This is a genomic window from Sphingomonas colocasiae (genome assembly GCF_019880585.1).
GTDB classification, from domain to species: Bacteria; Pseudomonadota; Alphaproteobacteria; order Sphingomonadales; family Sphingomonadaceae; genus Sphingobium_A; species Sphingobium_A colocasiae.
This window is the reverse complement of record NZ_JAINVV010000014.1, coordinates 118604-135401: the sequence shown is the minus strand read 5'-3', so window position 1 is coordinate 135401 and position 16798 is coordinate 118604. Positions and strand designations below refer to the sequence as shown.

Genomic DNA, 16798 nt, shown 5'->3' with positions numbered 1-16798 from the left:
TCATTCTAACATCATGAATGTGTTCGCACGCACGGGCATCTCGCGGCTCAGCCCCGTCCAGAGCGGTGCCGCCGGCATGCGCGTCGTCGCGACCGGCCTGCTCGTGGTCATGGCTTGCGTCTATCTGGCCGCGCGCGCATTCGAGGATCGACATCCGGCGCTGGGGTTCGTCCGTGCCTTTGCCGAAGCGGCGATGGTCGGCGGGCTGGCGGACTGGTTCGCGGTCACCGCGCTGTTCCGTCATCCGCTGGGCCTGCCGATCCCGCACACCGCGATCATCCCGCGCAACAAGGATCGGATCGGCGACACGCTGGCGCTGTTCCTGAAGGATAATTTCCTGACGCCCACCGTGGTCGCGCGCCGCATGTACAAGGTCGATGTCGCCGCCGCGATCGGACGTTTCCTCGACAATCCCGACGTGACGGGGGAGGGGCGGCTGCGGCAGGGCGCCTCGCGCCTGTTCGCGACGATTCTCGACGCGCTCGATCAGGAACGGCTGGGCGGCATGGTCAAGTCCGCGATCGGGCAGCGCCTGCGCGCGCTCGACGTTTCGCCGATGCTGGGCCAGGCGCTTGAAGCCGCGATGAAGGAGGGGCGGCACCTGCCGCTCCAGAAAAGCATCATCGACTGGGCGGGGCAGACGCTCGCCGCAAACGAGGATCTGATCCGCGCGATGGTGCACGAACGCGCCAATACGCTGCTGCGCTGGACCGGGCTGGACGAGGATATCGCCAACGCGATCATCAAGGGGCTGCACAAGCTGCTGTTCGACATGGCGGACGATCCGGATCATCCGCTGCGCGCCAAGGTGAACGAGGCCTTTGCGAACCTTGCCTTCGACATGCAGCACGACAAGGAGATGAAAGCCAAGGTCGCACAGTGGAAGGGCGTGATCCTGGACAACCCCGCACTTCAGCGCTGGCTCGACGGACTGTGGGAACAGGCGCGCAGCGGCCTGCTCAAGGCGGCGCGCGATCCCGATGCCGTACTCGCCGGCAAGTTCGGGGAGATGCTGCGCCAGCTCGGCCAGACGCTGCAGCACGATGTGAAATTGCGTACCACGATCAACCGCTTCGCGCGCCGCGCCGCAGTGGGCGCCACCGCCAGCTATGGCGACGGTATCGTGCGGCTGGTTTCGGATACGGTGCGTGGCTGGGATGCGCACACCGTCACCGGCCGCCTCGAAAACGCCGTTGGCCGCGATCTGCAATATATCCGCGTCAACGGCACGATCGTGGGCGGGCTGGTCGGGCTGACCATCCACGCGCTCAACGTCTGGTTATAGGGAGCAAGCGCGCCCGGCGGGTCAGCCGGCGCTGACCCTCTCGATATCCGCGCCCACGGCCTGGAGCTTCTCCTCCAGCCGCTCATAGCCGCGGTCGAGATGGTAGATGCGGTTGACCTGGGTTTCGCCCTCCGCCGCCAGACCGGCGATGATCAGGCTCATCGAGGCGCGCAGGTCGGTCGCCATCACGGGCGCACCCTTGAGTCCCTCGACGCCGCGGACCACCGCGGTGCGGCCGCGCACTTCGATATCGGCGCCCATCCGCGCCAGTTCGGGCACGTGCATATAGCGATTTTCGAAGATCGTCTCGGTGAAGACGCTGGCGCCGTTCGCCAGCAGCACCATCGCCATGAACTGGGCCTGCATATCGGTCGCGAAGCCGGGAAAGGGCGCGGTGGAGAGAGTGAGGGGTTGCAGCTTGCCGCTCGCCGAGACCTGGAGCCCGTCGCGAACCTCTTCGACGGTCACGCCGGCCTGGCGAAGCGCCGCGATCGTCGCGCCCATATCCTCGGCACGGGCGCCCGCCAGTTCGACGCTGCCGCCCGTGATCGCGGCGGCGCAGGCATAGCTGCCCGCTTCGATGCGATCGGGCATCACCTGATAGGTGGCGCCGTGCAGCCGGTCCACGCCTTCGATCGTCAGCGTCTCGCTGCCGATCCCCTCGATCCGCGCGCCCATCGCGACGAGGCAGCGGCAGAGATCGACGATCTCGGGCTCGCGCGCGACATTGTGGAGCCGCGTTCCCCCCTTGGCGAGCACCGCCGCCATTACCGCATTCTCGGTGGCGCCCACGGAGACGACAGGGAAGGTGAAGTCGCCACCGGGCAGCCGGCCGGCGGGTGCGCTCGCCTTCACATAGCCGGCCGCCAGCTCGATCTCCGCGCCCATCGCTTCCAGTGCCTTCAGGTGCAGGTCGATCGGGCGGTTGCCGATGGCGCAGCCGCCGGGGAGCGACACCGTCGCCTCGCCTTCACGGGCGAGCAGCGGGCCGAGCACGAGGATAGAGGCGCGCATCTTGCGGACGATGTCATAGGGGGCGACGGTGGAGGTGACCTTGCCGGCGCGCAGCGTCATCACCCGGCCGAAATCCTCGGGCCGCGCGCCTTCCACCATGGTGGAGGCGCCAAGCTGGTTGAGCAGGTGCCCGAAGCTGTCGACATCGGCGAGACGCGGCAAATTCCTGAGCGTCAACGGCTCGTCCGTCAGGAGCGCGCAGGGCAGCAGCGTGAGCGCCGCGTTCTTTGCGCCGGAGATGGGAAGGCGGCCTTGGAGCGTCTTGCCGCCCCGGATGATGATGCTGTCCATTCCGTCTCCTTAGCCGCTCGTCCCCGGCTCACGCAAACGGGTCACAAGTCATTGCGCCTTATCAATAAAATTGGGCAGGCATTGATCGGTGTTAAGGCGCGCAGGCGAATCCATCCGCTAGAGCCGATCCATGGACGGGGCCGCGCTGCCCAAGTTCGTCGAAAGCGTGAACCGGGCCCGTCTCATCGCGGGGTCGTGCCGCGTGCCCAGGCCGGGCTCGGCCCGGGACTGTCGAGGTCGGAGGGGGTGTTTCGTGCGGGAAGTCGTCGGGTCCTGATGACGCGAAGCTGCTTCGCGGAAAGGCTGGAGCGGTATCTGCCGCTGACGGATCGGGAGGCGCACGCGCTCGCGTCGCTGGAGGATCATCAGCGCGAAGTGCCGCGCGGCACGACGATCGTGCGCGAGAATGACGCCACCGACGACATCTATGTGATCCGCCATGGCTGGGTGATGAGCTATGTCATCCTCGATGATGGCAGCCGGCAGATCCTGCGGCTCCATTTTCCGGGCGACATGATCGGCATGTCGAGCACCGCCTTTGCCGAGGCGCCGGAAACCCTGGTCACGCTGAGCGAAGCGACGATCTGCCCGTTCGACAAGAGCGCGCTGCGCATCATCTTCGAGGAGCATCCCCGCCTGGCCGCGCTGTTCCACATCGTCGCCCAGGCCGAACGCGTTTCGCTGACCGACCGGCTCGCATCGCTCGGCCGCACGTCCGCCAAGGCGCGTGTGGCGGCGCTGCTGGTCGATGTGCTGGTGCGGCTGCGGTTCCTCAACACGCAGATCATCGACACCATCCCGCTCAAACTGACGCAGGAGGAAATCGGCGACGCCACCGGCCTCACCGCCGTCCATGTCAACCGCATGATGCGCGCGCTCAGCGAGGAGCGGCTGATCGCGCGCCGCGACGGCCATGTCCGCATCCTCGACGAGGCCGCGCTCGCGCACACCGCCAATTATGTGAACCGCTATGCCGAGCTCGATCTGCGGTGGCTTCCCAAGCCACGTTGAATGAGCTTGACCGGCGCCTGCGTACTGGGGATGTCGCGCTCAATCGCCGCGTGGGCTTGACCGGCCGCACCGGGCCGGGCGAATGATCGTTCCATGCTCACATCGAACGCCGTCAGCACGATCGCGCAGACCATCCAGCTTTCGGTGGCGCCGGTCTTCCTGCTCGCGGGCATCGGTGCGATCCTCAACGTCATGGCCGGGCGGCTGGGCCGGGTGGTCGATCGCGCGCGCATGCTGGAGCAACTTCATCCCAAGAGCGTTGGCCCCGAACATGATCGCCATGTCTGGGAATTGCGGCTGCTCGATCGCCGCATCTCCGTGATCAACGCCTCCATTTCGGTGATCGTGATGAGCGCGATCGCGGTCTGCCTGCTTGTCGCGCTGTTGTTCATCGCGGAACTGACGCATCTGGAGATCGGCAATGCGGTCGCGATCGTGTTCGTGCTGGCGATGGCGCTGTTGATCCTCGCGCTCGGCCTGTTCCTGCTGGAGGTGCGGCTGGCGCTGCGCAGCATCCGCATCCGCGAGGAACTGCTGGAGCGCAAGGGACGCCGATCTTTGCCTTGACCGCGCGGCTGCGCTATGGCGCGCAGCATCATGACCCCCGATTTCCAGCTTGAAGCGCCGCTTTCGAAGCGCCGTATCGTCGTCGCCATGTCGGGCGGCGTCGACAGTTCGGTGGTGGCCGCGCTCGCGGCGCGCAGCGGCGCGGAGACGATCGGCATCACCCTGCAGCTCTACGATCATGGCGCGGCGGTCGGGCGAACCGGAAGCTGCTGCGCGGGGCAGGACATACGCGATGCGCGCGCGGTCGCCGATCGGCTGGGCATCGCCCATTATGTCTTCGATCACGAAAGCGCCTTCCGTCAGTCGGTGATCGACGATTTCGCCGACGAATATATGGCCGGGCGCACGCCGATCCCCTGCGTGAAGTGCAACATGGGGGTGAAGTTCACCGATCTGTTCCGGCTGGCCAAGGAACTGGGCGCCGATTGCCTGGCGACGGGCCATTATGTCCGCCGCGTCGTCGGCGCGGATGGCCCGGAACTGCATCGCGCCGCCGATCCCGCGCGCGACCAGAGCTATTTCCTGTTCGCGACGACGCGCGCGCAGCTCGATTATCTGCGCTTTCCCTTGGGCGGCCTGCCCAAGCCGCAGGTGCGCGAGATCGCGGCGGAGCTCGGCCTGGCGGTCGCGCTCAAGCCCGACAGCCAGGATATCTGCTTCGTGCCCGATGGCGACTATGCCGCGATCGTGCGCAAGGTGCGGCCGGAGGCCGATACCTCGGGCGAAATCGTCGACCTCGCCGGCCGCGTGCTCGGCCGCCATCGCGGGTTCATCCACTTCACCGTCGGCCAGCGGCGCGGGCTGGAGATCGGCGGGCAGGCGCAGCCCCTCTATGTGGTGCGGCTGGAGCCCGAGACGCGCCGCGTCGTCGTCGGCCCGCGCGAGGCGTTGGCGGTCGCGGCGGCGAGGCTGACCGACATCAACTGGCTGGGCGGAGACCGCGACGGTCCGCTCACCGCCAAGGTGCGTTCGCTGGCGAAGCCGGTTCCGGCGCGGCTGGATGATGGCAGGCTGATCTTCGACGCCCCCGAATATGGCGTGGCGCCGGGGCAGGCGGCGGTGCTCTATGATGGCGATCGGGTGCTCGGCGGCGGCTGGATCGCGGAGACCGAGCCGGCGATGCTGGCGGTGGCGGCCTGATGCGCGACGATCCGCGCTGGCGCGCCGCGGTTCGCAATCCGCGCCCGCAATGGGCGCTCTATGCGCTGATCCTGTTGCTCGACGTCGCGGTCGCTGTACTCATCCTGAGCGGACTGGTCGAACTGGGCGACTGGGTGGAGGATATGATCTGGCCGGGCGGCGTGGAGTGGATCGACTGACCCTCACCGATTGGGCGGGCAAAAAAAGGCCGGCGGATCGCTCCGCCGGCCTTTTTCGACCCAGGGAATGAAGGTCAGGCGACCTGTGCGTCCGCGAGGCGGCCTTCGACATCGTCGGGATCGCGCAGCACATAGCCGCGGCCCCAGACGGTCTCGATATAATTGTCTCCGCTGCACGCCAGGCTCAGCTTCTTGCGCAGCTTGCAGATGAAGACGTCGATGATCTTGAGCTCGGGCTCGTCCATGCCGCCATAAAGGTGGTTCAGGAACATTTCCTTGGTGAGCGTGGTGCCCTTGCGGAGCGAGAGCAGCTCCAGCATCGCATATTCCTTGCCGGTCAGATGGACGCGCGAACCATCCACCTCGACGGTCTTGGCGTCCAGGTTGACGGCGAGCTTGCCGGTGCGGATCACCGACTGGCTATGGCCCTTGGAACGGCGGACGACGGCGTGGATGCGCGCGATCAGCTCCTCGCGATGGAAGGGCTTGGTCACATAGTCATCGGCGCCGAAGCCGAAGCTGCGGACCTTGGAATCCATTTCGTTGATGCCCGACAGGATCAGCACCGGCGTCTGCACCTTGGCGACGCGCAGCTTCTTGAGCACGTCATAGCCATGCATGTCGGGCAAGTTGAGATCGAGCAGGATGATATCATAGTCGTACAGCTTGCCGAGGTCCAAACCCTCCTCGCCAAGGTCGGTCGTGTAGACGTTGAACCCTTCGGTCGTGAGCATGAGCTCGATGGCCTTGGCCGTCGTCGGCTCGTCCTCGATCAGCAGCACCCGCATGTGACAACCCCCTGTGTGGCGGCGGGACCGCTCGGGCCGCGCTTCCAGACATATCCATTAACCAAAGGACCTCTGAACGCAAAAGGTTAATTTCAGATTAAGCTAAGGAAATCCGCGAGTCGCGGCGAGCGCGGTAACCAGTTCCGGTGAGATTCGCGCAGGAGTTGTTAGTGATTCGCGCGCACCACCTTCACGCCGAACATAATTTGCGGAAACGCTGCGACAGGAAGTCGATCAGCCGCTCGACGCGCGCGGGGCGGTGGCTGCCCGGTGGGCTCAGCAGGTGCAGGCCGACGGGATCCTGGCGTGTCCATTCCTGCAGGATCGTGACAAGCCTGCCTTCGGCGATATGCCTGTCGACGATGAAGCCCGGCAACACGGCGATGCCCAGCCCGGCGCAGAGCGCGGGAACCATGGCTTCGCCGCTATTGGTCCGGATGGGGCCCTTCAGTCGGACGATCGCTTCCTCGCGCGCGGCGTTGCGAAACCGCCAGACATCGGGGGGCGCGAGGTTGGTGTAGATCAGGCATTCATGCTCGGCGAGTTGTGCGGGATGTGTCGGCGTGCCGCGGCGTTCGAGATAGGCGGGTGCCGCCACGACATGGGCGTGCACATCGCCTAGCCGGCGCGCGCGCATCGAACTGTCGGGCAAGGCCGCGATCCGCAGCGCCATGTCGAACCCCATTTCGATGATGTCGATCTTTTCGTCGCTGAAATGCAGGTCGATCGAGATGCCGGGATGTTCGGCAAGGAAATCGGCGATCGCGGGGGCAACGTGCATCAGCCCGAAGGTCATCGGTGCGGCGAGGCGGATCGCGCCGCTCAGCGCGGTGGCGCCGTCGCGCGCGGCTTCCTCCGCCGCTTCGGCCTCCAGCAGGATGCGGCGGGCATGTTCGGCGAGTGGCTTGCCGCTTTCGGTGAGCGACAGGCGGCGCGAGGTGCGGTGGAACAGGGCGGTGCCCAGGCTGGTTTCGAGCCGCGTGACCGCCTTGGACACCGTGGCCTTGGAAACGCCGAGCGCGTCGGCGGCGGCGGTGAAAGACCGATGCTCGACGACGGCGGCGAACATGGCCCAGGCTTCGAAATCCGGTAGTCTCATGTGGAAACGATCCGTTTCAAAGGTTTCTATTTATGATCTGATCCTGCGCGCTATCTCGTCTTCGAGCAACCCCTCAAGCGAGGTTCGACGAGATGATCGACAAACGCCCCTTCGACACGCTCGGCCATGCCGATCACGGCTGGCTGAATGCGCGTCATCATTTCTCCTTCGCGGACTATCATGATCCCGCCCGGATGGGCTGGGGCGCGATCCGCGTCTGGAACGACGACGAGATCGCGCCAAATAGCGGCTTTCCCCCGCATCCGCATCGCGACATGGAGATCGTCACCTATGTCCGCCAGGGGGCGATCACGCACCAGGACAGCATGGGAAACCAGGGGCGCACCGGCGCCGGCGACGTTCAGGTGATGAGCGCGGGCACAGGCGTGCGCCATGCCGAATATAATCTCGAGCCCGAGACGACCCGGATCTTCCAGATCTGGATCCAGCCGAAGCGGCTGGGCGGCCAGCCGAGCTGGGGCGCCAAGCCCTTTCCGAAGGATGATCGTTCCGGCCGGTTCGTGACGCTCGCCAGCGGTTTCGAAAGCGATCTGGCGAATGAGGGCGCCCTGCCGATCCGGGCCGATGCCCGGGTGCTCGGCGCGACGCTCAAGGCCGGCGAGAGCCTGGAGCATCAGGTCGGCACCGGACGGCACGCCTATCTCGTCCCCGCGACAGGCCGGATCGAGATCGACGGCGAAACCGTGGATGTCCGCGACGGTGCCGCGCTCAGCGGCGGTCGCACCTTCACCATCACCGCGCTGGAAGACAGCGAGATCGTTCTGGTCGACGCCGAATAGGGCGTCGTCCCGCCGCCCGCGCCAATCCTCCCCCTCCCAAGGCGCGGGCGGCTCCCCTCAATCAGGAATTTCGAACAGGAGTAAGGCACATGGCAAAGGTTCTGGTCCTCTATTATTCGTCCTATGGTCATATCGAGACGATGGCGAACGCCGTCGCCGAGGGCGCGCGGGCGGCCGGCGCGACGGTGGACGTGAAGCGCGTTCCCGAAACCGTCCCCGAGGAGGTCGCGCGCAACAATCATTTCAAGCTCGATCAGGCGGCGCCTGTCGCGACCGTCGCCGAGCTTGCGGATTATGACGCGGTGATCATCGGCACCGGCACGCGCTTCGGCCGCATGTCGAGCCAGATGGCGGCGTTCCTCGATCAGGCCGGCGGTCTGTGGGCGCGCGGCGCGCTCAACGGAAAGGTCGGCGGTGCCTTCACCTCCAGCGCGACCCAGCATGGCGGGCAGGAAACCACCTTGTTCTCGATCATCACCAATCTGCTGCACTTCGGCATGGTGATCGTCGGTCTCGACTATGGCCATGCCGGACAGATGGGGCATGACGATGTCGTCGGTGGTGCACCCTATGGCGCGACCACGATCGCGGGTGGCGACGGCAGCCGCCAGCCCAGCGAGGTCGAGCTGGAAGGCGCGCGCTATCAGGGCCGCAAGATCGCGGAGACGGCGGCCAAGCTGCACGGCTGAACGGCGCGACAATGCATCGACGAAGCGGTTTCGGCCTGGTTCGGCCGAAACCGCTTCAGGCTGACCGGCCCGAAACGTCGATCAAATGCCGATGCCGACGGTTGACGGACGCGATGGCGCGGGGCCATTGCTGGCAGCGGTTTTGCGTAACGAAAGGCCCCGCATGCGTCGCTCCGCCCTGGTTCTCGTTCCGGTCCTGCTCGGGATCGCGGCGTGCAAGGAAACGCCGCCCGCACAGGACAATGGCGGAACCGCCAACCTGACCAGCGCCAATCTGGCGCCGCTCGCGGAAAAGTCGAACGATCCGTCCGCGCTCAAGCTCGCCTTCGCGGCCGCGTTCGAAAACCCCCAGCAGAAGGTTGGGGACGACAGTTACACTTATTCACCCACCGCGCTGTATCGGCTGGACAAGGCCTGGGTGCTGCTTTCGGAAGGCACCGGCCCCGATTGCCATGCCTGTTCGGGCTGGCTGGCGATCCATTATCTCAACCGCACCGATGACGGCTTCCAGCTGGTCAAGGGCTGGAACGACGCGATTCCGGGCACCAGCTTCGGCGGTGCCCCCGAATGGAAGATGCGCACCGACCTGACGACCGCGCCGGTCATCGAATCCGAAGGCGGCGGCACCTGGCAGGGCTATAGCTGTTCGGTCGCGCGGCTCACCGAACTCACCACCGACGGGCCCAAGGCGATCGCGGAGCGGATTCCGCTCAGCTACAGCGATGCCGGCGCGATCGTCGACGAGACCAAGCCGCGCGAAGTGGCGGGCACGATCGCCGAGGGGCAGCGCGGGCAGAGCTTCACCGTGCACTATAAGGGCACGGTGACGCGCGATATTCCCTATACCCGCGCGGGCGCGACCTTCGCGCCCGGCAAGGGCGCGGACGAAATCCCGCAATGCTGAGGCCTGTTTGAGAAAGCCGGCTGGTACAGCCTCCAGAAAGTGCTTTCGCGCTTTCTCAAACAAGTTGTAAGTTCCGCGCAACCAGTGCTTAGGCTGGCGCCATGCTGGCCGACCATGTGCTCTTCATCGACGGCGAGGCGATCATCGTCGACAAGCCCGCCGGCCTGCCGGTCGATACTCCGCGCGACGGTTCGATCAGCGTCGAGAATCATCTCGCCTCGCTGACCTTCGGTTTCCAGCGCTGGCCCTTGCCCGTCCATCGGCTCGATCGCGACACCAGCGGCTGCCTGTTGCTTGCGCGCAATCCCAAGGCGCACAAGCGCTTCGCGGCCGCGTTCGAGGCCGGCACGGTCGAGAAACATTATCTCGCGGTGGTCGAGGGCGTGCCGGAGGCGGAAGACGGGGTGATCGACCTGGCGCTCGCCAAGATCAGTTCGCGCGAGCAGGGCTGGCGGATGACGGTGAGCGACCGGGGCAAGCAGGCGACGACGCGCTGGACGCGGCTTGCGGTTGCCGGTGGGCGGGCGCTGATCGGTTTCGCGCCGCAGACCGGGCGGACGCACCAGATCCGCGCTCATGCGCTCCATGGGCTGGGTTTCGCGATCGTCGGCGATCCGGTCTACGGCAAGGGCGGCGCGCCGATGCTGCTCCACGCGCACCGGCTTTCGGTGCCGCGCGATGGCAAGCCGCCGGCCGAAGCGACGGCGCCGGTGCCCGAGCGGTTCGCAAGAGCCGGATTCGCATATGGCGAAGGCTGAATTCCCGCCGATCCCGGACGACGCCATCGTCGAGGAGAAATTCCTCGCGGCGACCGGCCCGGGCGGCCAGAATGTCAACAAGGTCGCGACCGCCGTCCAGCTTCGCATCGATGCCTTTCGGCTGGGGTTGCCGCCCTATGCCTGGGCGCAACTGAAGATACTTGCCGGCAGCCGGCTCACCGCCGAGGGTGAGTTGCTCATCACCGCGCGCCGCTTCCGCACGCAGGATGCCAATCGTTCGGATGCGCGCGAGCGGGCGGCGGAACTGGTTGCCAAGGCGTATGAGCGTCAGGCGAAGCGGATCAAGACCAAACCAAGCAAGGCGGCCAAGGCGCGACGGATGGAATCCAAGTCGGCGCGCTCCCAGGTCAAGAAGGGACGGGGCAGGGTTTCGGTGGATTAGGCCCGCCCGAGCGATGAAGGATCAGATCATGTACCAGTTCGATATCGATCGCGGCGGCGCCAAGGCCGAGCTTTATCGCGACCTGCTGTCCGCCATCGATGCGATCACCGCCGACGAGCCCGACCCGATCGCGAACATGGCCAATGCCGCGGCGGTGATCTGGGAATATCTGCCCGATCTCAACTGGGCGGGCTTCTATCGGCTGATCGGCGAGACGCTGGTGCTTGGCCCCTTCCAGGGCAAGGCCGCGTGCATCCGTATCGCGATCGGCGCGGGCGTCTGCGGTACCGCCGCCGCGACGCGCGAGACCCAGCTTGTGGTCGATGTCCACACCTTTCCCGGTCACATCGCCTGCGACGCGGCGAGCGCATCCGAACTGGTGGTGCCGATCGTTCGCGACGGGGTCCTGCTGGGCGTGCTCGATCTCGACAGCCCCCTGCCGGGGCGGTTCGATGATGCCGATGCGGCCGGCTGCGAAGCGCTGGCAACCCTGCTCGCCGCCCGGATTTCCTCAGCCGCCTGACCCGCAACGGGACATATGAAGATGGTTAAGGTGGTGGCATAGCCGCATCCCGAGTGTTAAAAAATCGTTAACGACTGCCCATTTCATGGGCGGAGCGTCCGCTGTGTCCCAGGGAGGCGATGACGATGAAAACACTAGCTTTTGTGGGCCTTGCCGCCGCGATCGCGCTGCTGCCCGGCGCGGCCGAGGCGCGCGGCGACTCGCGCGGCGCCCGTCCGATGATGACCGGCGCGCCACGGATGATGCCGTCGCATGCCCGCCCCCCGCAGATGCGCCCGCCCCAGATGCGTCCCCCCCAGGCCCGCCCCCCGATGCACCGTTGGGGACCGCGCCAGAATGGCCGCTGGATCGGCGGCTGGCGCGCGCCCGGCGGCTGGGCGGCCTATCGCCGTCCTCTGCGTGGCTTCTATGTGCCGCGCTACTGGGTCGCCCCCAGCTTCTATATCGGCAATTGGGGCGGCTATGGCCTGCCGCAGCCGTCCTACGGCCTTGGCTGGTCGCGCTATTACGACGATGCGGTGCTGATCGACGGCAATGGCTATGTCTATGACAGCCGCAGCGGCGTCGATTGGGATCGCGACGACGGTTATTATGACGGCGATCGCGATGATGACGGCCGTGGTTACGAGCGTCGCGACGATGGCGTCGGCGGCGCGCTGATCGGCGGCGCGGTCGGCGCGATCGCGGGCAACCGTATCGCCGGGCGCGGCAACCGCACCGAAGGCACGCTGATCGGCGCGGGCGTCGGCGCGCTCGCCGGCCTCGCGATCGACAAGGCGGAGGACAAGGGGCGCCGTGACGGGCGAGGCGGCCCCGCCGTCCCCTATCCCTATGCGGACGGCACGCCCGGTTACGATTACGGCTATGTCGACGATCGCGTGACCGACGGCAGCTATTCGGGTGGCTGGAACGGAAGCTGGAAAACCGCCGATCGCTACGAGGGCACCTGGACCGGCAGCTATGAAGGCCCGCCGGGGGCGAGCTATCCGGCGCCGGACGATCGCGGCCCGCCGCCGATGGTCCATCGCGGGGCGCCGCCGGTCGTCCATCATTCGGGGCCGCATGCCGGCCCGGCGCCGCAGGTCTATACCTATTACGGTCCGGGCGTCACCACGGTCGTCGTCCAGCCGGCGATGATGACCACCACCACGACCACGACGACCTATATCGAGGAAGTCGCGGCGCCGCGTAAGGCATGGCGGGCAAAGGCCAAGCGGGTGTGGAAGCCCAGGCCGAAATGCGCGTGTAAGTAATCGGAATCCGAGGGGGAGGAGAGCCCGGGGCCAGCAATGGCTCCGGGTTTTTCGTGTCCGGTTCAGCTCAGCCTGTCGATCGCGTCGCGGTCGAGCGAGCCCGGGATGATCATCACCGGACAGGGCAGGGCGCCGGCGCCGGCGCCGGTGAAATGGGCGACCAATGGCCCTGGACCGCCCGTCGCGGCCGCGCCGAGCACGAGCGCGGCGACGTGCGGATTCTCTTCCAGCATCTTGCGGACGACGGCGATCGGCTCACCCTGTTTCACCGTGATCGACGGGCGCACGCCCGATTCGTCGACCAATGTGCCCGCCGCACCCGCGACGAGCGCTTCGGCGCGCAATCGTGCTTCTTCCTCGATCGTCGCCTGGACGCCGCCCCATTGCACGAATTCGGGTGGCGGAATCAGGGCCAGGATTTCGATCGCACCGCCTGTTTTCGCGGCGCGTCGCGCCGCGAAGCGCAGCGCGATGCCGGCTTCCTCGGTCTCGTCGATAACGACCAGATAGGTCCGCACCGGCTGTTCTCCTCCCCCAAACGCGACGAGCGTGCGCGAATATTGCGGTCGCTGCAAGCCTGCGGCCTTGACCCGAACAGGCAATCGGGTGGAGAGGAGGCGACGATCCACGGAATCAACGCGAGGTTTGGTCCCTACATGCCCATCGAGCTCAAGATGCCTGCCCTGTCGCCGACCATGGAAGAAGGCACGCTTGCCAAATGGATGGTCAAGGAAGGGGACAGCGTGTCCTCCGGAGACCTGCTGGCCGAAATCGAAACCGACAAGGCGACGATGGAATTCGAAGCGGTCGATGAAGGCACGATCGCGAAGATCCTGGTGCCAGAAGGCAGCGAAGGCGTGAAGGTGGGCGCGGTGATCGCGCTGATCGCCGGCGAAGGCGAAGATGCCGCGGCAAGCCCGGCGCCCGCCGCCAAGGCGGCGCCGGAAAAGCCGGCGGAAGCCCCCAAGGCCGTGGCCCCCGAACCCAAGGCCGAGGCGCCGGCGCCCGTTGCCGCGCCGTCGCCGAAGGCCGATGAAGTCGATCGCGTGAAGGCCAGCCCGCTGGCGCGCCGCCTTGCCGAGCAAAAGGGCGTCGACCTCGCATCGGTGCGGGGCTCCGGCCCCGGCGGACGCGTCGTCAAGGCCGATCTCGACGCCAGCGCACCGGGTGTGGCGAAGCCCGCTCCGGCCGCCGAAGCGCCTGTCGCGGGGGAAGCGGCGACCGTCGCCGCGCAGGCGGCACCCGCCGTTCAGCCCGATTCGAACATTCCGTCGGAAAGCATCAAGCTTTCGATGATGCGCAAGACGATCGCGCGGCGCATGGTCGAATCCAAGTCGACCGTGCCGCATTTCTATCTGACGATGGATTGCAATCTCGACGCGCTGCTCAAGCTGCGGACCGAGCTCAATGCCGGGCTCGAGAGCCGTGGCATCAAGCTGTCGGTCAATGATCTGCTGATCAAGGCGCTGGGCGTCGCGCTGGAACAGGTGCCGGACGCCAATGTCAGCTTCGCCGGCGATACGCTGATCAAGTACAAGCGCGCCGACATTTCGATGGCGGTGGCGATCCCCGGCGGCCTCATCACCCCGATCATCACCGACGCAGGCGGCAAGGCGGTCTCGAAGATCGCGGTGGAGGCCAAGGATCTGGCGGCGCGCGCGCGCGACGGCAAGCTGCAGCCGCACGAATATCAGGGCGGCACGGCCTCGATCTCGAACCTCGGCATGTACGGCATCAAGCAGTTCGATGCGGTGGTGAATCCCCCCCAGGGCATGATCATGGCCGTGGGCGCGGGCGAGAAGCGCCCCTATGTCGTCGACGACGCACTCGCGATCGCGACGGTGATGAGCGCAACGGGCAGCTTCGACCATCGCGCCATCGACGGCGCGATCGGCGCGGAATTGATGGCCGCGTTCAAGCAGCTCGTCGAAAAGCCGCTGGGAATGGTCGCCTGACATGGCGATGACGCGCTCCGCGATTTTCGGGGCGCTCGCGGCACTCGGCGTGCCGACCATCCTGCGCGATGTGGACGTGAATGTCGCGGAGTTCATCTATCACAGCTCCACTGCGTTCAATATCGCCGGAATCTGGCTGCGCTGGTCGTGGCCGGTCTTCGTCCTGGTGACCCTGCTCAGCTTCATCCTGCTGCAGGTCAGTAGAAACAAATAGCCGCGTCCTGCGGCGCACCGGATACCATTATTGCAGAGAGCAGGAGCTATCCTTGGCTGATACCTACGACCTTATCGTTCTCGGTTCGGGCCCCGGCGGCTATGTGGCGGCGATCCGCGCCGCGCAATTGGGATTGAAGACCGCGATCGTCGAGCGCGAGCGGCTGGGCGGCATCTGCCTCAACTGGGGCTGCATCCCGACCAAGGCCCTGCTGCGGACGTCCGAAATCTATCATTACATGACCCATGCCGAGGCCTATGGCCTGACGGTCGAGAAGCCCGGATACGACCTGACGAAGATTGTCCAGCGCAGCCGCAAGGTCGCCGATCAGCTCAACAGCGGCGTCAAGGGGCTGATGAAGAAGCACAAGATCGCGGTGCATGAAGGCACGGGCAAGCTGGCCGGCAAGGGCAGGCTGATCGTGACCCAGGGCGACAAGACCGTCGAGCTTCAGGCGAAGAACATCATCGTGGCGACCGGCGCGCGTGCGCGCGAATTGCCCTTCGCCAAGGCAGACGGCAAGCGCGTCTGGACCTATCGCCACGCGCTGGTGCCGGAGGAGATGCCGACCAAGCTGCTCGTCATCGGATCCGGCGCGATCGGCATCGAATTCGCCAGCTTCTATTCGGACATGGGCGCGGAGGTGACCGTGGTCGAGATGCTCGACCGGATCCTGCCCGTCGAGGACGAGGAGGTGAGCGCGTTCGTCCACAAGGCGCTGACCAAGCAAGGCATGAAGATCCACACCGCCACCGGCGTGCAGAAGCTGGAAGCCGGCGCCAAAGGTGTGAAGGCGGAGATCAAGGCGGCCGACGGCAAGATCGAGAGCGGCGAATACAGCCATGCGATCGTCGCGATCGGTATCGTCCCCAATGTCGAGGATATCGGGCTGGAAGCGGCGGGCGTGAAGCAGCGCCAGAACCGCCATATCGAAACCGATGGCTATGGCCGCACCAATGTCGACGGCATCTGGGCGATCGGCGACGTCACCGGCGCGCCCTGGCTGGCACACAAGGCGATGCACGAGGCGGTGGTCTGCGTCGAGGCGATGGCCGGGGTGAAGGGCGTCCATCCGATGGAGACCGGCAATATCCCGGGCTGCACCTATTCGCGCCCGCAGGTCGCGAGCGTCGGCCTGACCGAAGCCAAGGCTAGGGAAGCGGGCTATAAGGTCAAGGTCGGCAAATTCCCGGCGATCGGCAACGGCAAGGCGATCGCGCTGGGCGAGGTCGATGGTTTCGTGAAGACCGTGTTCGACGAAGCCACCGGCGAATTGCTGGGCGCGCATATGGTCGGTGCCGAAGTGACCGAGCTGATCCAGGGCTATGTCATCGCCCGCGAGCTCGAAACCACCGAGGCGGAGCTGATGGCCACCACCTTCGCGCATCCGACCTTGTCGGAGATGATGCACGAAAGCGTACTGGGCGCTTACGGAAAAGCCCTGCACATATGACGGTACCGACCGCGATTCTGTGGCCGACCTTTGCATTGGTTGCGCTCGTCTTCGCGGTCTGGTTCGTTCTTTTCGTCCAGCGTATGGCGCATATCCGCCGCAATCCGCCGCGCCGCGAGGATTTCGCGACCGGCGACGCGGCGATGCGCTATTTCGAGCCGGTGGAGATGCCGGCCAATAATCTGCGCAATCTGTTCGAGATGCCGGTGCTGTATCTTGCGCTGGTGCCTCTGCTGCTGTTCACCCATCAGGCGGGCCATGCGCAGGTCGCGCTCGCCTGGATCTACGTGGCGCTGCGTGCCATCCACAGCTTCATCCATATCGGGCCGAAAAAGGTGCAGCCGCGCTTCATGGTCTATCTTGCATCCTGCGCGACGCTCTCCGCGATGTGGATCGGCTTCTTCGTCGATATGGTCGCCGCGGTCTGAGCACCGCTTGCCGCGCGTGCCACAGGGTGCCACCAAGAGCGCGA

20 protein-coding genes are annotated in these 16798 nt (G+C 66.1%); 16 read left to right on the top strand and 4 right to left on the bottom strand.

From position 1 onward, the window contains the following. The first annotated feature begins 13 nt into the window (after positions 1 to 13). Positions 14 to 1285 (top strand): DUF445 domain-containing protein, encoded by a 1272-nt coding sequence (locus K7G82_RS27370; protein ID WP_222993323.1) that lies wholly within the window; start codon positions 14 to 16, stop codon positions 1283 to 1285. 21 nt (positions 1286 to 1306) lie between these two features. On the opposite strand, the gene murA is transcribed toward K7G82_RS27370, so the two are convergent. Then, positions 1307 to 2590 (bottom strand): UDP-N-acetylglucosamine 1-carboxyvinyltransferase, encoded by a 1284-nt coding sequence (gene murA / locus K7G82_RS27365; protein ID WP_222993321.1) that lies wholly within the window; start codon positions 2588 to 2590, stop codon positions 1307 to 1309. A gap of 276 nt (positions 2591 to 2866) precedes the next feature. Here murA and K7G82_RS27360 point away from each other — a divergent pair, with 276 nt between their 5' ends. The 4 genes from K7G82_RS27360 (at position 2867) to K7G82_RS27345 (ending at position 5487) form a co-directional block, all read left to right on the top strand. Next, complete coding sequence (locus tag K7G82_RS27360) at positions 2867 to 3601, top strand: Crp/Fnr family transcriptional regulator (protein WP_222993319.1); 735 nt, start codon at positions 2867 to 2869, stop codon at positions 3599 to 3601. A gap of 93 nt (positions 3602 to 3694) precedes the next feature. Further along, positions 3695 to 4168, top strand: a complete 474-nt coding sequence (locus tag K7G82_RS27355) for a DUF2721 domain-containing protein (protein ID WP_222993317.1) — start codon at positions 3695 to 3697, stop codon at positions 4166 to 4168. Positions 4169 to 4198: 30 nt separating this feature from the next. Next, complete coding sequence (mnmA, locus tag K7G82_RS27350) at positions 4199 to 5308, top strand: tRNA 2-thiouridine(34) synthase MnmA (RefSeq protein WP_222993315.1); 1110 nt, start codon at positions 4199 to 4201, stop codon at positions 5306 to 5308. Next, positions 5308 to 5487, top strand: coding sequence for a hypothetical protein (locus K7G82_RS27345; RefSeq protein ID WP_222993313.1), 180 nt, complete (start codon positions 5308 to 5310; stop codon positions 5485 to 5487). The genes mnmA and K7G82_RS27345 overlap by 1 nt, the downstream gene beginning before the upstream one ends. A gap of 74 nt (positions 5488 to 5561) precedes the next feature. Here the strand turns inward: K7G82_RS27345 and ctrA are convergent, their stop codons facing one another. Both ctrA and K7G82_RS27335 read right to left on the bottom strand, forming a co-directional pair. Beyond that, positions 5562 to 6275, bottom strand: coding sequence for a response regulator transcription factor CtrA (gene ctrA / locus K7G82_RS27340; protein ID WP_222993312.1), 714 nt, complete (start codon positions 6273 to 6275; stop codon positions 5562 to 5564). A gap of 190 nt (positions 6276 to 6465) precedes the next feature. Next, on the bottom strand, positions 6466 to 7374 hold the full coding sequence (locus tag K7G82_RS27335) for a LysR family transcriptional regulator (protein WP_222993311.1): 909 nt from the start codon (positions 7372 to 7374) through the stop codon (positions 6466 to 6468). 92 nt (positions 7375 to 7466) lie between these two features. Here K7G82_RS27335 and K7G82_RS27330 point away from each other — a divergent pair, with 92 nt between their 5' ends. The 7 genes from K7G82_RS27330 (at position 7467) to K7G82_RS27300 (ending at position 12704) form a co-directional block, all read left to right on the top strand. Beyond that, a complete protein-coding gene (locus tag K7G82_RS27330) occupies positions 7467 to 8174 on the top strand; it encodes a pirin family protein (RefSeq protein WP_222993310.1) in 708 nt (235 codons plus the stop codon). Positions 8175 to 8263: 89 nt separating this feature from the next. Next, positions 8264 to 8863, top strand: coding sequence for an NAD(P)H:quinone oxidoreductase (gene wrbA / locus K7G82_RS27325; protein WP_222993308.1), 600 nt, complete (start codon positions 8264 to 8266; stop codon positions 8861 to 8863). Between the two features lie 163 nt (positions 8864 to 9026). Then, entirely contained in the window at positions 9027 to 9767 is a 741-nt protein-coding gene (locus tag K7G82_RS27320; RefSeq protein ID WP_222993306.1) for a hypothetical protein, read from the top strand. Between the two features lie 101 nt (positions 9768 to 9868). Continuing rightward, a complete protein-coding gene (locus tag K7G82_RS27315) occupies positions 9869 to 10525 on the top strand; it encodes an RluA family pseudouridine synthase (protein ID WP_222993304.1) in 657 nt (218 codons plus the stop codon). Next, complete coding sequence (gene arfB / locus K7G82_RS27310; RefSeq protein WP_222993302.1) at positions 10512 to 10928, top strand: alternative ribosome rescue aminoacyl-tRNA hydrolase ArfB; 417 nt, start codon at positions 10512 to 10514, stop codon at positions 10926 to 10928. The genes K7G82_RS27315 and arfB overlap by 14 nt, the downstream gene beginning before the upstream one ends. A gap of 28 nt (positions 10929 to 10956) precedes the next feature. Further along, on the top strand, positions 10957 to 11451 hold the full coding sequence (locus tag K7G82_RS27305) for a GAF domain-containing protein (RefSeq protein WP_222993300.1): 495 nt from the start codon (positions 10957 to 10959) through the stop codon (positions 11449 to 11451). A 125-nt stretch (positions 11452 to 11576) separates the two neighbouring features. Next, positions 11577 to 12704, top strand: a complete 1128-nt coding sequence (locus tag K7G82_RS27300) for an RcnB family protein (protein WP_222993298.1) — start codon at positions 11577 to 11579, stop codon at positions 12702 to 12704. 62 nt (positions 12705 to 12766) lie between these two features. Here the strand turns inward: K7G82_RS27300 and K7G82_RS27295 are convergent, their stop codons facing one another. Then, a complete protein-coding gene (locus tag K7G82_RS27295; RefSeq protein ID WP_222993296.1) occupies positions 12767 to 13222 on the bottom strand; it encodes a universal stress protein in 456 nt (151 codons plus the stop codon). Positions 13223 to 13360: 138 nt separating this feature from the next. Here K7G82_RS27295 and K7G82_RS27290 point away from each other — a divergent pair, with 138 nt between their 5' ends. The 4 genes from K7G82_RS27290 to K7G82_RS27275 are packed head-to-tail and all read left to right on the top strand — an operon-like array spanning position 13361 to position 16754. Next, positions 13361 to 14659, top strand: a complete 1299-nt coding sequence (locus K7G82_RS27290) for a pyruvate dehydrogenase complex dihydrolipoamide acetyltransferase (protein ID WP_222993294.1) — start codon at positions 13361 to 13363, stop codon at positions 14657 to 14659. A 1-nt stretch (position 14660) separates the two neighbouring features. Further along, positions 14661 to 14873 carry a hypothetical protein gene (locus K7G82_RS27285; RefSeq protein WP_222993293.1) on the top strand — a complete coding sequence of 71 codons (213 nt, stop codon included), beginning with the start codon at positions 14661 to 14663 and terminating at the stop codon, positions 14871 to 14873. A 52-nt stretch (positions 14874 to 14925) separates the two neighbouring features. After that, positions 14926 to 16326, top strand: coding sequence for a dihydrolipoyl dehydrogenase (gene lpdA / locus K7G82_RS27280; protein ID WP_222993291.1), 1401 nt, complete (start codon positions 14926 to 14928; stop codon positions 16324 to 16326). Next, positions 16323 to 16754, top strand: coding sequence for an MAPEG family protein (locus K7G82_RS27275; RefSeq protein ID WP_222993289.1), 432 nt, complete (start codon positions 16323 to 16325; stop codon positions 16752 to 16754). The genes lpdA and K7G82_RS27275 overlap by 4 nt, the downstream gene beginning before the upstream one ends. The last annotated feature ends 44 nt before the right edge of the window (positions 16755 to 16798 follow it).

Coding starts and splice junctions, on each gene's coding strand:
- arfB (WP_222993302.1), top strand. CDS start 10,512: ATGGCGAAGGCTGAATTCCCGCCGATCCCGGACGACGCCATCGTCGAG.
- K7G82_RS27370 (WP_222993323.1), top strand. CDS start 14: ATGAATGTGTTCGCACGCACGGGCATCTCGCGGCTCAGCCCCGTCCAG.
- K7G82_RS27285 (WP_222993293.1), top strand. CDS start 14,661: ATGGCGATGACGCGCTCCGCGATTTTCGGGGCGCTCGCGGCACTCGGC.
- K7G82_RS27290 (WP_222993294.1), top strand. CDS start 13,361: ATGCCCATCGAGCTCAAGATGCCTGCCCTGTCGCCGACCATGGAAGAA.
- K7G82_RS27315 (WP_222993304.1), top strand. CDS start 9,869: ATGCTGGCCGACCATGTGCTCTTCATCGACGGCGAGGCGATCATCGTC.
- K7G82_RS27360 (WP_222993319.1), top strand. CDS start 2,867: ATGACGCGAAGCTGCTTCGCGGAAAGGCTGGAGCGGTATCTGCCGCTG.
- K7G82_RS27330 (WP_222993310.1), top strand. CDS start 7,467: ATGATCGACAAACGCCCCTTCGACACGCTCGGCCATGCCGATCACGGC.
- K7G82_RS27335 (WP_222993311.1), bottom strand. CDS start 7,374: ATGAGACTACCGGATTTCGAAGCCTGGGCCATGTTCGCCGCCGTCGTC.
- wrbA (WP_222993308.1), top strand. CDS start 8,264: ATGGCAAAGGTTCTGGTCCTCTATTATTCGTCCTATGGTCATATCGAG.
- K7G82_RS27320 (WP_222993306.1), top strand. CDS start 9,027: ATGCGTCGCTCCGCCCTGGTTCTCGTTCCGGTCCTGCTCGGGATCGCG.
- K7G82_RS27300 (WP_222993298.1), top strand. CDS start 11,577: ATGAAAACACTAGCTTTTGTGGGCCTTGCCGCCGCGATCGCGCTGCTG.
- murA (WP_222993321.1), bottom strand. CDS start 2,590: ATGGACAGCATCATCATCCGGGGCGGCAAGACGCTCCAAGGCCGCCTT.
- K7G82_RS27305 (WP_222993300.1), top strand. CDS start 10,957: ATGTACCAGTTCGATATCGATCGCGGCGGCGCCAAGGCCGAGCTTTAT.
- K7G82_RS27355 (WP_222993317.1), top strand. CDS start 3,695: ATGCTCACATCGAACGCCGTCAGCACGATCGCGCAGACCATCCAGCTT.
- ctrA (WP_222993312.1), bottom strand. CDS start 6,275: ATGCGGGTGCTGCTGATCGAGGACGAGCCGACGACGGCCAAGGCCATC.
- mnmA (WP_222993315.1), top strand. CDS start 4,199: ATGACCCCCGATTTCCAGCTTGAAGCGCCGCTTTCGAAGCGCCGTATC.
- K7G82_RS27345 (WP_222993313.1), top strand. CDS start 5,308: ATGCGCGACGATCCGCGCTGGCGCGCCGCGGTTCGCAATCCGCGCCCG.
- K7G82_RS27275 (WP_222993289.1), top strand. CDS start 16,323: ATGACGGTACCGACCGCGATTCTGTGGCCGACCTTTGCATTGGTTGCG.